The sequence below is a fragment of the Lentzea nigeriaca genome, from assembly GCF_016907955.1.
In the GTDB taxonomy this organism is placed as follows: domain Bacteria; phylum Actinomycetota; class Actinomycetes; order Mycobacteriales; family Pseudonocardiaceae; genus Lentzea; species Lentzea nigeriaca.
In genome coordinates, this window is sequence record NZ_JAFBCX010000011.1 from 121545 (window position 1) to 135892 (window position 14348).

Sequence of the window (14348 nt, forward strand, 5' to 3'; positions counted from 1 at the left end):
GAGGCCGGCGCGACGGCCGTTCGGGTCCCCGCGCCGCCACTCGGCGTCTCACTTGGGCCATCCACCGGAAACCTGCGCGTTACATCTTGACGCGATCGATGTTATCGCTCACAGTCTCCTACACCTCACATCCCCCAATATTGCTGCCCGGTTCGTTCCCAAAATTGTTAGCGCTAACACGCTGCAGCCCGGGCCGTTGAGCGTGCGCGGACGCTGTCGGTCCGCGCGCCGATGCGGCCTGCCTTCAGCGTGTCCCCCGTGGCGAAAGGAAACACGCGATGTCGGTTGGGTTTGCGCGGATCACGAGCAGGAGTCGTCACCGATGGCGGTCCGGGCTGGCCGCCGCGGCAGCCACGGCGATCGTGGGCGGGCTGCTCACGGTGGTCCCCACCACGGCGTCGGCCGCCACGGTCGACACCAGCGCCTGGTACGTCCTGGTGAACCGCAACAGCGGTAAGGCGCTCGACGTCAACGGCGCGTCCACCGCCGACGGCGCCAAGCTCGTCCAGTGGAGCCGCTCCAACGCGAACAACCAGCAGTTCCAGTTCGTCGACGCGGGCAGCGGCTACTACAAGCTGCGCGCGCGACACTCCGGCAAGCTCGCCGACGTGCTGGGCGCCTCGACCGCCGACGGCGCCGCCATCGTGCAGTGGACGGACAACGGCGGCACCAACCAGCAGTTCAGGCTCGCCGACTCCGACAGCGGGTACGTCCGGCTGCTCAACCGCAACAGCGGCAAGGCCGTCGAGGTGCAGGGCGGCTCGACCGCCGACGGCGCCTCCGTGGTGCAGTGGAGCGACTGGAACGGCAGCAACCAGCAGTGGCAGCTCGTCCGGGTCGACGGAACCACCGGCACCTGCTCGCTGCCGTCGACGTACCGCTGGACGTCGACCGGCCCGCTGGCGAACCCGAAGGCGGGCTGGGTCTCGCTCAAGGACTTCACGAACGTCGTCTACAACGGCCAGCACCTCGTCTACGCCACGACGCACGACACCGGTGACGCCTGGAAGTCGATGAGCTTCAGCCCGTTCACGAACTGGTCCGACATGGCCACCGCCACCCAGAACTCGATGCCGTTCAACGCCGTCGCGCCGACGCTGTTCTACTTCGCGCCGAAGAACATCTGGGTGATGGCCTACCAGTGGGGCTGGCCGGACTCCTTCTCCTACCGCACCTCGTCCAACCCCGCCGACCCCAACAGCTGGTCCGCGCAGCAGACGCTGTTCACGGGCACCCTCCCCATCGGGGCCCCGATCGACCAGACCATCATCGGCGACGGCACGAACATGTACCTGTTCTTCGCCGACGACAAGGGCAACATCTACCGCGCGAGCATGCCGATCGGGAACTTCCCCGGCAGCTTCGGCTCGTCGTACACGAAGATCATGAGCGACACCGAGGCCAACCTGTTCGAGGCGGTCGAGGTCTACAAGGTCAAGGACCAGAACCAGTACCTCATGATCGTCGAGGCACGCGGGTCGAACGGACGGTTCTTCCGCTCGTTCACCGCCACCAGCCTGAACGGCACGTGGACCCCGCAGGCCGACACCGAGAGCAACCCGTTCGCCGGCAAGGCCAACAGCGGTGCCACCTGGACCAACGACATCAGCCACGGCGACATCGTGCGCACCAACCCCGACCAGACCAAGACCATCGACCCCTGCAACCTGCAGTTCCTCTACCAGGGGCGTGACCCCAGCTCGGACGGCATCGACTACGGCCTCCTGCCGTACAAGCCGGGCGTGCTGACGCTCCAGCGCTAACTGGCAAGTCGCAACGCCGGGGCGAGCTGATCGCGGCCGTCGATGCCGAGCTTGCGATAGACCTTGGTCAGGTGGATCTCCACGGTCCGCAGCTGCACGAACAACGCGGCCGCGATCTCCCTGTTCATCTTGCCCTGAGCGGCCAGCGCCGCGACCCGCCGTTCTGACTCGGTCAGTCCGGCGGGTCCGGCTGCCAGCTCCTGCCGGATCTGGTCGGCGAGATCCTCGACCCCGCAGTCGTCCGCGAGGTCCACGGCGACCCTGAGCTCGGCGCGAGCCGGCTTGACGCGACCGGCCAGGTGCAGTGCCCTGCCGAGCGCGAAGTGGCTGCGCGCCCGTTCCAGCACCGCGCCCGTCGGAGCCAGCAGCTCGACCGATTCCTCAAGCAGCGCAATACCTTCCACGCCTCTGAGCACGCCCTGTTCCCGCAACACCGCCGCCAACGGCAGCACCGCGCCCGTCGAACGCGCCAAGAGCTCCTCCGCGACAAGGTGGTCTCCTCCGAGGGGCAGCCGCCACGACGTGGTGTCGCGGCCGCGCGCACGGAGCCGTTCACCGCAGTCCAGCAGGTCCCGCACGCCGTCCTTGCGCCGCTCGGCCGCGATGCGCACCCGTCCGCGCGCCGCCAGCAACGCGGGCGCGCCGAACAGGTCGGGCACCTCGGCCGGCACCACGTCGAAGACCTGCGCGGCGACGTCCACCTCGCCCATGTCCAGCAGTGCCAGCGAGAGTTCGGTCAGCGCCGCGAAGATCGCCGTCGACGTCCGCGCCGCGCCACAGCTCTCCAGGACGGCCAACGCCTCGCTGGCATCGGACTCCGCACCCGCCAGCCGTCCGAGATCCCGCAGGCACCCCGATCGTGCCGTAAGGGCCGCCGCGATGCACGGCCGGTGCTGCCACCTCCGTGCGATGGTCAGCGCACGGTCCGCACGGGCGTACGCGGCAGCCAATTCACCGCGCTGCCTCAAGAACGCGAGCGCCCGCAGGTAGGGGTCGAACTCCGCGGGCGTGGCGGGCACGACGTCCGGGTCGCCGATCAGGTCCGGCTCGAACTCCGGCTCCTCCCCCAGCAACGCCAGCAAACCCTGCAGCGCGGGGTGTGCCGGATCGGCCTCGCCCAAGTGGTCCACGGCCGCCGGGACGTCCACATAGGACTCCACCTCGCCGAGTTGCGCCAGCAGCTCATCGGATTCTGGTTCGTCCATCGCCCGGCGCAGGTACCGGACGGCGTCGACGACCCGGTTGCGCGCGCGGGCCCGTCCGGCGGCGGCCACCAGCACGCCGGTCGCCCACTCCTCGCCCAGCGGCCGGGTCTCGACCAGGTGCTCGGCGACCGCCTCCGCCGACGCGCCCGTCTCGGTCAGCAGCCGGGCAGCGGCAGCGTGCAGGTCCTGCCGTTCGGTGATGGTCAGTTCGTCACGCAAAGTGTTGCGCACCAACGGATGCACCAACGCGCCGTCCGCCGACAGCAGGCCCATGCGGTGCAACGAGGCGATGGTTCCGGCGAGCTCGCACGGTTCGGTGCCGATCAGCTCGGCGACGCGCGCCAGCGTCACCTCGCCGCCCAGCACGGCCAGTGCGTGCAGCGCGTCGGGAGCGTGCGGGGCGAGGCGGCGCAGCCGGACGTTGACGGTCGGCAGCAACGCCGGTGCGGTGAGTCCTTCGACATGACCGGCGTACGCGCGCACGAGATGCAACAGCAGCAGCGGGTTCCCGCCTGCCTCAGCACGACACAGGGCGATGAACTCGTTGTTGACGCGTTCGCCCAGTTCCTGCTCGACCAACGCGCGCACGCCGTCGAACGACAGCTCGTCGAGGCGGATCTCGCTGGTGCTCGCGGCGAGCAGCTCCTCCAGCGTCTGCGGCCCGGTGCAGCCCTCACCCGTGCCGATGCCCGCCAGCGCGAACACCGGCAGGTGCTCGATGCGGTGCGGGAGGGTGCTCAGCCACTGCAGCGACGGCTGGTCGGCCCACTGCGCGTCGTCGACGACGATGGCGACGGGCCGTTCGGCGGCCATGCGCGCGAGGGCGCGGTGCAGGAAGTGGAGTTCAGGCAGCGTCACCGGCCCCGGTTCGGCGAGCGAGTCGGACTGTCCCAGCGCGGCGGCGATGCGCGGCAGGTGCTGCACCTCCTCGCCGGGCCGCACGCACACGAACAGCCGGCTCACCAGGCCGAACGGCAGTTCGCGTTCGAGATAGCTGCCCCGCGCGGCCAGCACCGTGAAGCCCTTCTGCGCCGCCAGGTCCCGCGCGGTGGTGAGCAACGCGGTCTTGCCGGCACCCAGTCCCCCGGTGGCCACCACGAGGTGCCCGTCGCCATCCGCCGCAGCGGTCAGCGCGTTCGCCAGCTGGGTCGTCTCCCGGTCCCGCCCGACCAGTCCAGGTTTCGCAGCCATGGGTCCATCTGAGGCCGGACGCCCATCGGCCGCCTATTGCGGAGGCATCACGCCACCCCGACGAGCCTCAGCCCCGCCGTGGTGGCCGCGGCCAGCACGATCACCGCGACGAACGGCAGCTTCCGCCACGCGGCGAGCCCACCCACGAGCACACCGATCGCCAACGCCCAGCCGCCGAACTGCTTGCCGTTCGTCAGCGCCGACACCGCCACCAGCGCGAGCAGCAGAACGGTCGCGGAGGCCGTCATCAGCTCGTTGACCTTCTTCGGGAGCGTGACGCGATCACGCAGCAAGGGGCCCGCGAACCGGATCGCGAACGTCCCGGCGGCGAGGATCAGGACTGCGGCGACGGGCACGGTTCCTCCTTCTTCGTCTTGAACACGAGCAGACCAGCGAGCGCGAGCAGCACTGGCACACCCGCGGGCAGGAACGGCGTGGTCGCGAGCGCTATCACCGCGCCGACGAGCGCCGCGTTGCGCGTCGCCGCGTCCTTCAGCGCCGGGAGCGTGAGCGCGAGCATCGCGGCGGGGAACGCCGCGTCCAGCCCGAAGGTCGACGGATCGCCGATCGCCTGCCCCGCGAGCGCGCCGACGAGCACACCGGCGTTCCAGCTGAAGAACAGCGCCACGCCGCACGCCCAGTAGGCCGCGCGAGCCCTGGCCGGGTCCTTCTGGACCATCGCGAAGGCCGTCGACTCGTCGATCAGCAGGTGGCTGCCGACGATTCTGGCCAGTGGACTCCTGCCCAGCACGTCCCCGATCGCGAGCCCGAACGGCAGGTGCCGCGCGTTGAGCACGAGCCCGGCCAGCACCGCGGCGGCAGGGCTGCCACCAGCGGCGACGATGCCCACAGCCATGAACTGCGAGCCGCCCGCGAAGATCGCCACAGACATCAGCACCGGCAGCCACCACGGCAGGCCGGAGCCGACCGAGATCGCGCCGAAGGAGGCGCCGGTGACCGCGGCACCCAGTGCGACTGCGGCCACGTCACGCAGAAGCACAGCATCAAGAGTTCGCCATATCGAACGCATCACCCATTACGATGAACACTTGAACGGGTGTTCGTCAAGACGAACGGATGGACTTCTGTGTCGAACGCACCACTCGACCTGATCGCGGCCAACCTCCGGCGTGAGCGCGACCGCACCGGCATGTCGTTGAGCGAGGTCGCCAAGAAGGCCGGCATCGCGAAGTCGACGCTCTCGCAGCTGGAGTCCGGCGCCGGCAACCCCAGCGTGGAGACCCTGTGGGCCCTGGGCGTGGCGCTGGGCGTCCCGTTCAGCCGCCTCGTCGAACCCGCGGTGCCGCGCGTCCAGGTGATCCGCGCCGGCGAAGGCCCGGTCATCCACTCCGAGCGCGCGCACTACTCCGCCACGCTCCTGGCCGCCTGCCGTCCGGGCACCAAGCACGACATCTACTGGCTGGCGCTGGAACCCGGCGGCGCCCGCGAGTCCGAGCCGCACGTGCCGGGCAGCGTCGAGCACATGATCGTCGCGTCCGGCCGGTGCCTGGCCGGGCTCGCCGAGGACCCGATCGAGCTCGGGCCCGGCGACTACATCGTCTATCCCGGCGACCTGCCGCACATCTGCAAGGCGCTGGAGCCGGGGACCACCGCGATGATGGTCATGGAGCACACGGTCTAGCCGCGGTACTGGGCGGAAAGCTCCCGGAACAGCGTCCGCAGCCACGGTTCTGAAAGCGCGGGCTCGCCGTCGATCCCGCGCGCGATCATCCGCCGGACCTCCCTGGTGCGGCCGAGCGACACCAGGTGCACGGCCTCCGCCAACGCTTTCCGCGTGCCTTCGTCGTGTTTGGCCTCGCGCAGGTACTCCCGCCACCGGTGCAGCTGGTACGGCCACGTCAGCTTGGTCTGGTAGTCGCCGAAGTAGGACCAGACGACCTCGTGGAGCGACACGTTCACCACCGCAGATGCGGGCAGGCGCCGCGTCCACTCGGTGTGCTGGTGCCAGCGCCACGTGTTCGGGCTCGTCTTCGTCCGCTGCGTGATGCCGACGAACCTCAGCTTGCGGCGGATCACCGGCCACGTCTCGCGTTCCTCGGCGATCCAGTCGTCCAGCAGCGCGAAGAGCTTCGTGAACGTCGAGCCGTGGTAGACCACGTCGACGAAGGTCACCGGGCGGTCGCGCCGGGCGAGCGAGGCCGGCGTGATGCCGATCTCCGCGGCCAGTTCGCGGGCGCGCGGGACGTCGGCGTGGGCGATCGCTCGTCCGCGCTGGAACGACACCGGCAACCGCGCGAGGGAGCGGTCGGGCAGCGCACCGCTCAGGAGGTCGAACATCGAGTCGAGCGACCGTCCAACGAAGACCAGATCGCCGTTTCCGCTGCGTGCCAACACCTTTCCCGCGCACTCGGCCAAGTCGTCGAGGTACCACGGTTCGGGCATGGCGATGCCGTCGAGCAACGACCCCAGCTGGTCGGGCGCGACGAGATCCCAGCGGTACGGCGTGTTCACGCGGCCATGATGAACGCCCGCCTGACCACGCCGCTCCTGATTTTCGGTGCCGCAGCAGCAACAGGCCCCACATACACAGCGGCGGGGAAATGAGAAAAGGAGCGGATCTCCGCTCCTTCCCACTCAAACGTATAGCAGAGAGGGGGCCTTGCCACAAGGCCCCAGGTGTGCTTCAAACTCATCGCCCTATGCCAGTTAACAGGCGCTGTGGGGAGCACGTGGGGTACGAAGAAGAACTGCAGTCCGAACGCGAGTACGTCGCCGGTCTCTACGCACGGCTCGATTCCGAACGCGCGCGCGTGAAGGCCGCGTACCAGGCCGCGCTGGGTGGCACCGGCGAGACCGTCATGGAGCGGGACAACGAGGTGCGGGCCCGGCACCGCGAGATGAAGCGGCTGAACGTGGCCGACTACGGGCTGTGCTTCGGCCGGTTGGACAGCGCCGACGGCGGCACCTCCTACATCGGCAGGATCGGCCTGTTCGACGAGGACGACGAGTTCGAACCGGTGCTGCTCGACTGGCGCGCACCGGCGGCACGGCCGTTCTACACCGCCACCGGCGCCCAGCCGGAGGGCATGAGCAGGCGGCGCCAGTTCCACACCCGCCGCCGCGCGATCGTGGACTTCACCGACGAGGTCTTCGGCAAGCTCGGCGAGGAGCACGGCGACGCGGCCCTGCTGGCGGCGCTGAACGCGCCGCGCGGCGAGGGCATGCGCGACATCGTCGCGACCATCCAGTCCGAACAGGACGCGATCATCCGGCTCGACCACCCCGGTGTCGTGGTGATCGAGGGCGGTCCCGGCACCGGCAAGACCGTGGTGGCACTGCATCGCGTCGCCTATCTGATGTACACGCAACGCGAACGCATGGAACGGCACGGCGTCCTCGTCGTCGGCCCGAACCCGGCGTTCCTCAACCACATCGGCCGGGTGCTGCCGTCGCTCGGTGAGTCCGATGTGGTCTTCACGACGACCGGCGGTCTGCTGCCGGGCCTGTCCGCGACGGCGGAGGACGCGCCGGACGTCGCGCGGCTCAAGGGTTCGCTGAAGATGGTGGAGGTGCTGAAGGCGGCGGTCGCCGACCGGCAACGGCTGCCGTCCTCGCCGATCCCGATCACGATGAAGGACGTCGTGGTCGAGATCAGCACCGACGTCGCCGAATGGGCGCGGCAGGAGGCACGCGACAGCGGCCTGCCGCACAACGAGGCCCGCAAGGTGTTCACCGAGATCGTCACGTACGTACTGACCGAGCGCGCGATCGGCAGGATCGGCAAGGGCTGGATGTCCCGCTCCGACCGCGAGAGCTGGGAGGACATGCGGTCGGGTCTGATCAAGGACCTGGCCGACGACGAGGCGTTCACGCTGGCGCTCGACGAGCTGTGGCCCGTGCTGACGCCCGAGTGGCTCCTCGGCTCGCTGTACTCGTCTCCCGAACGCCTGGCGGCGGCCGGCGGCGACCCGTCGCTGTATCGCGCCGACGGCGAGGCGTGGACGGTGTCGGACGTGCCGTTGCTCGACGAGCTGCACGAGCTGGTGGGCCGCGACAAGCGCGCGGAGGAGGCCGCCGCCAAGGCGGAGGCGGAAGCCCGCAGGGCCGAGGCCCGGTACGCCTCCGAGGTGCTGGACAGCCTCGTCAGCCGTCAGGACCACATGGACGACGAGGACCACCTGTTCGCCACGGACCTGCTGTTCGCGGAGGACCTGGCGGAGCGCTTCGAGGAGTACGACACCCGCAGCCTCGTCGAACGCGCCTCCGCCGACCGCGGCTGGACCTACCGGCACGTGGTGGTCGACGAGGCCCAGGAACTGTCCGAAATGGACTGGCGCGTGCTGATGCGCCGCTGCCCCGGCCGTTCCTTCACGGTGGTGGGCGACCTGGCCCAGCGCCGCTCACCGGCGGGCGCCTCGTCGTGGGGCGAGATGCTCGACCCTTACGTGCCGGGCCGCTGGGAGTACCGCTCGCTGACGGTCAACTACCGCACGCCTGCCGAGATCATGGCGATCGCCGCCCAGGTGCTCGCCGAGTTCGCGCCGGACGTGCGGGCGCCGGAATCCGTTCGTGCCAACGGTGTTCAGCCGTGGGCGCGGCAGCTCACGGCCGCGGAGCTGCCCGCCGCGATCGAGGAGTTCGTGCTCGCGGAGGCGTCGGAGGAGGGCACCAGCGTCGTGATCGGGCCGCCCGGCGTGCCCGGCACGGTGCCCGCTTCGGAGACCAAGGGCCTGGAGTACGACTCGGTGCTCGTCGTCGCGCCGGAACGGATCCTGGCGGACGGGCCGCGCGGTGCGGCCGAGCTGTACGTGGCGCTGACCCGTGCCACGCAACGGCTCGGCGTGCTGCACCACGAGCCGTTGCCGGACGCGCTCACCGGTCTCAAGCCGAAGGTTTGAGACACGCCCGGCGGCATGAGCCGATCATGGCAGCACCACAACCCGCGCGCCTGGGAAGCGTATCTCCGGTTGACACGCGAAATCCCCCTGCCGCGAATGGACAGGGGGATTTCGGAGGGGACTTACCAGCCGCGCTCGGCCAGGCGGTGCGGCTCCGGGATGTCGTCGACGTTGATGCCGACCATGGCCTCGCCCAGGCCACGCGAGACCTTGGCGATGACGTCCGGGTCGTCGTAGAAGGTCGTGGCCTTCACGATGGCCTCGGCGCGCTGGGCCGGGTTGCCGGACTTGAAGATGCCGGAACCGACGAACACGCCCTCGGCGCCGAGCTGCATCATCATCGCGGCGTCGGCCGGGGTCGCGATGCCGCCCGCGGTGAAGAGCACCACGGGGAGCTTGCCGTTCTGCGCGACCTCCTTCACGAGCTCGTACGGCGCCTGGAGCTCCTTGGCGGCCACGTACAGCTCGTCCTCGGGGAGGTTCTGCAGGCGGCGGATCTCGGCGCGGATCTTGCGCATGTGCGTGGTGGCGTTGGAGACGTCACCGGTGCCGGCCTCGCCCTTGGAGCGGATCATGGCCGCGCCCTCGGTGATGCGGCGCAGGGCCTCGCCGAGGTTCGTCGCACCGCACACGAAGGGGACGGTGAACGCCCACTTGTCGATGTGGTTGGCGTAGTCGGCCGGGGTCAGCACCTCGGACTCGTCGATGTAGTCGACGCCCAGCGCGGCGAGGACCTGGGCCTCGACGAAGTGGCCGATGCGGGCCTTGGCCATCACGGGGATCGAGACGGCGTTGATGATCCCGTCGATCAGGTCGGGGTCGCTCATGCGGGCGACGCCGCCCTGCGCGCGGATGTCGGCGGGGACGCGCTCGAGCGCCATGACGGCGACGGCGCCGGCGTCCTCCGCGATCTTCGCCTGGGTGGCGTCGACCACGTCCATGATCACGCCACCCTTGAGCATCTCGGCCATGCCGCGCTTCACGCGGGCGGTGCCAGTGACCTGATCAGTGCTCACGGGTCAACCTTTCACGAGGGGAAGTTTGTAACGCCATGTTACGTCGAACGTGGCCACCTCACCCAAGCCACTGACGCCCGGAACCAGAAGGCCACTTTTCAATCAACCGCAGGTCGTGACACGTGTCACGCTCACAGATGTGAAACGCGCTCAAGGGCACGGAGGCATCCGGTCAGGTCTGTGCACTTGTACCCGAGGGTGAACGGGTGTGAGATCGAACACTACGACTTGACGGAGGTAGCCATGGGAAGCAAGCACTCCGACAGCGGGACCCCGGCAGGCGCGGTCGCTGTGGACGACCCGGCCAAGGTCCGCAACGTCGTGCTCGTGGGCCCGTCCGGCGCGGGCAAGACGACGCTCACCGAAGCCCTGCTAGCCGCCACCGGCGTCCTGACCCGAGCGGGATCGGTCACCGAGGGCACGACCGTCTGCGACCACGACCCCGCGGCGGTCCGACAACAACGATCCGTGGGTCTGGCGGTGGCCCCGATCCAGCACGGCGACATCAAAATCAACCTCATCGACACCCCTGGATACGTTGACTTCGTGGGTGAGCTGAGGGCAGGACTACGGGCCGCGGATGCGGCCCTTTTTGTTGTCAACGCTTTCGAGGGCGTCGACGCGGCCACCGTCGCGTTGTGGCAGGAATGCGCCCAGGTCAGCATGCCGCGGGCCGTGGTGATCACCCGCACCGACCACCACCGCGCCGACGTGATGACGGAGGTCGTCGCCTGCCAGGCCGCGTTCGGCCAGGGCGTCGTGCCGCTGTACATGCAGGAGGGCGACCGGCTCGTCGGTCTGCTCACCGAGGGCGACAACTATCCCGACGAACGCGCGGCGCTGATCGAGGGCATCATCGCCGAGAGCGAGGACGAGACCCTCATGGACCGCTACCTGGCGGGCGAGGAGATCGACCAGGACACCCTCATCACCGACCTGGAGACCGCCGTCGCACGCGGTTCCTTCCACCCGGTGATGCCGGTCTGCGCCGCGACGGGCATGGGCCTGACGGAGCTGCTCGACGGCATCGCGCGCGCGTTCCCGTCCCCGCTGGAACACGAGGTCCCCACCGTGACGTCGGTGGACGGCATCCCCGAGCCCCGCATGGCCGCCGACCCGGAAGGGCCACTCGTCGCCGAGGTCGTCCGCACCGCCGTGGACTCCTACGTCGGACGCGTGTCGCTGGTCCGCGTCTTCTCCGGGACCCTGCGCCCGGAACGTCCCGTGCACATCTCCGGCCACGGCATGGCCGACCGCGGCCACGAGGACCACGACGCCGACGAACGCATCGCGCACATCTACTCGCCCATGGGCGCCAACCTGCGCGAGGTGCCCTACTGCGTGGCGGGCGACCTGTGCGCGTTGACGAAGCTCGCCACCGCCGAGACCGGCGACACCGTGTCGGCGCCCGAGAAGCCGCTCCTCATGGCACCGTGGGACATGCCGGAACCGTTGCTGCCCGTCGCGGTCGTCCCGCGCACCCGCAGCGACGAGGACAACCTGGCCCGCAACCTCAACCGCCTCGTCGCGAGCGACCCGACGCTGCGCCTGGACCGCAACGCCGAGACGCACCAGATGGTGCTGTGGTGCATGGGCGAGGCGCACGCGGACGTGGTGCTGGCGCGGCTGCGGGCGGGCGGCGCGGAGATCGACACCGAACCGGTGCGCGTGCCGTTGCGCGAAACCTTTGCGGGACCGGCGAAAGGCCACGGCCGACATGTGAAGCAATCTGGAGGTCACGGCCAGTACGCCGTGTGCGACATCGTCGTCGAGCCGCTGCCGCGCGGCTCCGGGTTCGAGTTCGTCGACAAGATCGTCGGCGGCGCGATCCCCAACCAGTTCATCCCGTCCGTGGAGAAGGGCGTGCGCGCCCAGCTGGAGAAGGGCCTGCACGACGGCACGCCGGTGGTCGACGTCCGCGTGACGCTCGTCGACGGCAAGGCGCACTCGGTCGACTCGTCGGACGCCGCGTTCCAGACGGCGGGCGCGCTGGCGTTGAAGGAGGCCGCGGCCGCCGGGCGCACGACGCTGCTCGAACCGATGGACGAGGTCGCGATCCGGTTGCCGGACGAGCACATGGGCACGGTGCTGGGCGATCTGTCCGGACGACGCGGACGGGTGCTCGGAACCGAGGCCGACGAGGGTGGGCGAACGGTGATCCGCGCGGAGGTGCCGTCGTCCGAGCTGCTCCGGTACGCGATCGAGCTGCGTGCGATGACGTCGGGCACCGGCACGTTCACGCGCCGCTTCGCGCGCTACGACCCGTTGCCGGAGGCGCTGGCCGCCCGCGCGGGCAAGTAACGGCGAGCAGCACGACAGGGGCCGGGTGACCGGCCCCTGCTACTCCGCGCGCGCCGCCCGGTTCTCGAGCTCCACCAGTACTTCCCGCACCGGCAGGATCGAGGCCAGGACTCGCACCTCGTCCAGCGCGATCCCGTACTCGTCCCGCGTCGCGTCCGGCAGCTCGCCCGGTTCCTCACGCGCCAGCAGCCGGTACGACAGGCGGTTCAACGCGTCGCGCCCCTCCGCCGGCTCACTGAAGCGCCGCACAGCGAGGAAAGCGCTTTCCGAGTCACCACGACCGCTTCCTCACCACGTCCCAGCCCGCGCAGCACCGCGGCCCTCATGCCGTGCCGCCAGTCCCGTCGAGGAAGTCCGACGTGCCCCCGGAACACGGCCACCTCGCTGCCCCTGCCCACGAACGACTCGCTCTGGCTCTGGTCGATCGCGTCCTGCATCAAACGGCGACGTTGCGGTTGCGGCACAGCACCCCCTGTGACTCCACCGCGGTAGTCGCGATGGAGCCACAGGCGTTACACCGTCCGCGTGGTCAGGTGTTCTGCGGGAAACCCAGGTTGACTCCACCGTGCGACGGGTCGAGCCAGCGGGACGTGATGACCTTCGAGCGGGTGAAGAAATGCACGCCGTGCGGCCCGTACGCGTGGGCGTCGCCGAACAGCGATTCCTTCCAGCCACCGAACGAGTAGTAGGCCACCGGCACGGGAATCGGCACGTTCACGCCGACCATGCCGACCTCGATCTCGTTCTGGAACCGGCGGGCCGCTCCGCCGTCGTTGGTGAAGATCGCGGTGCCGTTGCCGTACCGGTTGCTGTTCACCATCTCCACGGCTTCCTCGTACGAGTCGCAGCGGACGACCGACAGCACGGGACCGAAGATCTCGTCGGTGTAGATCGCCATGTCGGTGCCGACGTGGTCGAACAGCGTCGGCCCGAGCCAGAACCCGCTCGCGTCACCGTCGATCGGGTGGTCACGGCCGTCCACGACCAGCGACGCGCCCGCCTGCACCCCGGCGTCCAAATAGGACGTGACCTTGTCCCGGTGCACGCCCGTGACGAGCGGTCCCATCTCGCACGACGGCCCGGAACCCACCTGCACGTCGGCGATCCTCGACTTGATCTTCTCGACCAGCTCGTCACCGACCGGGCCGACGGCCACGACCACGGAGATGGCCATGCACCGCTCCCCCGCCGAGCCGAACCCCGCGGACACCGCGGCGTCCGCGGCCAGGTCGAGGTCGGCGTCGGGCAGCACGACCATGTGGTTCTTGGCGCCACCCAGGGCCTGCACGCGCTTGCCGTGCGACGTACCGGTTTCATAGACGTACCGGGCGATCGGCGTGGAGCCGACGAACGAGATCGCCTTGACCGTCGGGTGCTCCAGCAGCCGGTCCACGGCCACCTTGTCGCCGTGCACGACGTTCAGCACCCCGTCCGGCAGCCCGGCCTCGGCGAACAGCTCGGCGATGAAGATCGACGCCGACGGGTCCTTCTCCGACGGCTTCAGCACAACCGTGTTGCCGCAGGCGATCGCGGTCGGGACGAACCACAGCGGCACCATCGCCGGGAAGTTGAACGGCGAGATCACGCCGACCACACCGACCGGTTGCTGGATCGAGTAGACGTCGACGCGGGTCGAGGCGTTCTCGCTGAAGCCGCCCTTGAGCAGCTGCGGGATGCCGCACGCGTACTCGACCGACTCCAGCGCCCGCTGGATCTCGCCGGCCGCGTCCGAGACGACCTTGCCGTGCTCGGCCGAGACGATCGCCGCGAGATCACCCTTGCGGGCATTGAGCAGCTCGCGGAACTTGAACATCACCGTCGAGCGCTGTGCCAGCGAGGCGTTGCGCCACGCCGCAAACGCTCCCGCGGCCGCGTCGACCGCAGCGTCCACTTCGGACACCGACGCGAACGCGACCTGGTTCGCCACCTTGCCGGTCGTCGGGTCGTAGACGTCGCCGGTGCGTCCGGGAGCGTCTTCCCAGTGCTTGCCGTTGATCCAGTGCTTAATCAACT

12 protein-coding genes are annotated in these 14348 nt (G+C 69.7%); 4 read left to right on the forward strand and 8 right to left on the reverse strand.

Annotated elements, in window-relative coordinates; all coding sequences use genetic code 11:
* Positions 1-278 precede the first annotated feature (278 nt).
* Positions 279-1763, forward strand: coding sequence for a non-reducing end alpha-L-arabinofuranosidase family hydrolase (locus JOD27_RS32075; protein ID WP_204766041.1), 1485 nt, complete (start codon positions 279-281; stop codon positions 1761-1763).
* Here the strand turns inward: JOD27_RS32075 and JOD27_RS32080 are convergent.
* The 3 genes from JOD27_RS32080 to JOD27_RS32090 are packed head-to-tail and all read right to left on the reverse strand — an operon-like array spanning position 1760 to position 5189.
* Positions 1760-4159, reverse strand: coding sequence for a LuxR family transcriptional regulator (locus JOD27_RS32080; RefSeq protein WP_204766042.1), 2400 nt, complete (start codon positions 4157-4159; stop codon positions 1760-1762). The genes JOD27_RS32075 and JOD27_RS32080 overlap by 4 nt on opposite strands.
* 47 nt (positions 4160-4206) lie before the next feature.
* A complete protein-coding gene (locus JOD27_RS32085) occupies positions 4207-4515 on the reverse strand; it encodes an AzlD domain-containing protein (protein ID WP_204766043.1) in 309 nt (102 codons plus the stop codon).
* Entirely contained in the window at positions 4494-5189 is a 696-nt protein-coding gene (locus JOD27_RS32090; RefSeq protein WP_204766044.1) for an AzlC family ABC transporter permease, read from the reverse strand. The genes JOD27_RS32085 and JOD27_RS32090 overlap by 22 nt, the downstream gene beginning before the upstream one ends.
* A gap of 57 nt (positions 5190-5246) precedes the next feature.
* Between JOD27_RS32090 and JOD27_RS32095 the strand changes: the two genes are divergently transcribed.
* Positions 5247-5801 (forward strand): helix-turn-helix domain-containing protein, encoded by a 555-nt coding sequence (locus tag JOD27_RS32095; RefSeq protein WP_233439615.1) that lies wholly within the window; start codon positions 5247-5249, stop codon positions 5799-5801.
* Here JOD27_RS32095 and JOD27_RS32100 read toward each other — a convergent pair.
* Entirely contained in the window at positions 5798-6631 is an 834-nt protein-coding gene (locus JOD27_RS32100; RefSeq protein ID WP_204766045.1) for a hypothetical protein, read from the reverse strand. The genes JOD27_RS32095 and JOD27_RS32100 overlap by 4 nt on opposite strands.
* Positions 6632-6849: 218 nt before the next feature.
* Between JOD27_RS32100 and helR the strand changes: the two genes are divergently transcribed.
* The gene (gene helR, locus JOD27_RS32105) at positions 6850-9018 is read left to right on the forward strand and encodes an RNA polymerase recycling motor ATPase HelR (RefSeq protein WP_372441764.1); all 2169 of its coding nucleotides are present in this window, start codon (positions 6850-6852) and stop codon (positions 9016-9018) included.
* A 122-nt stretch (positions 9019-9140) separates the two neighbouring features.
* Here helR and pdxS read toward each other — a convergent pair whose 3' ends face one another.
* Entirely contained in the window at positions 9141-10034 is an 894-nt protein-coding gene (pdxS, locus tag JOD27_RS32110) for a pyridoxal 5'-phosphate synthase lyase subunit PdxS (RefSeq protein ID WP_204766047.1), read from the reverse strand.
* A gap of 243 nt (positions 10035-10277) precedes the next feature.
* On the opposite strand from pdxS, the gene JOD27_RS32115 reads away from it, so the two are divergent.
* Positions 10278-12335, forward strand: coding sequence for an elongation factor G-like protein EF-G2 (locus JOD27_RS32115; protein WP_204766048.1), 2058 nt, complete (start codon positions 10278-10280; stop codon positions 12333-12335).
* A 39-nt stretch (positions 12336-12374) separates the two neighbouring features.
* Here JOD27_RS32115 and JOD27_RS32120 read toward each other — a convergent pair whose 3' ends face one another.
* From JOD27_RS32120 to JOD27_RS32130, 3 genes are all read right to left on the reverse strand, one after another.
* A complete protein-coding gene (locus tag JOD27_RS32120; RefSeq protein WP_204766049.1) occupies positions 12375-12545 on the reverse strand; it encodes a hypothetical protein in 171 nt (56 codons plus the stop codon).
* A complete protein-coding gene (locus tag JOD27_RS32125) occupies positions 12542-12772 on the reverse strand; it encodes a hypothetical protein (protein WP_204766050.1) in 231 nt (76 codons plus the stop codon). The genes JOD27_RS32120 and JOD27_RS32125 overlap by 4 nt, the downstream gene beginning before the upstream one ends.
* Positions 12773-12864: 92 nt before the next feature.
* Positions 12865-14346 carry a CoA-acylating methylmalonate-semialdehyde dehydrogenase gene (locus JOD27_RS32130; RefSeq protein WP_239569832.1) on the reverse strand — a complete coding sequence of 494 codons (1482 nt, stop codon included), beginning with the start codon at positions 14344-14346 and terminating at the stop codon, positions 12865-12867.
* Positions 14347-14348 lie beyond the last annotated feature (2 nt).

Coding starts and splice junctions, on each gene's coding strand:
- JOD27_RS32075 (WP_204766041.1), top strand. CDS start 279: ATGTCGGTTGGGTTTGCGCGGATCACGAGCAGGAGTCGTCACCGATGG.
- JOD27_RS32080 (WP_204766042.1), bottom strand. CDS start 4,159: ATGGCTGCGAAACCTGGACTGGTCGGGCGGGACCGGGAGACGACCCAG.
- JOD27_RS32090 (WP_204766044.1), bottom strand. CDS start 5,189: ATGCGTTCGATATGGCGAACTCTTGATGCTGTGCTTCTGCGTGACGTG.
- JOD27_RS32115 (WP_204766048.1), top strand. CDS start 10,278: ATGGGAAGCAAGCACTCCGACAGCGGGACCCCGGCAGGCGCGGTCGCT.
- JOD27_RS32125 (WP_204766050.1), bottom strand. CDS start 12,772: ATGCAGGACGCGATCGACCAGAGCCAGAGCGAGTCGTTCGTGGGCAGG.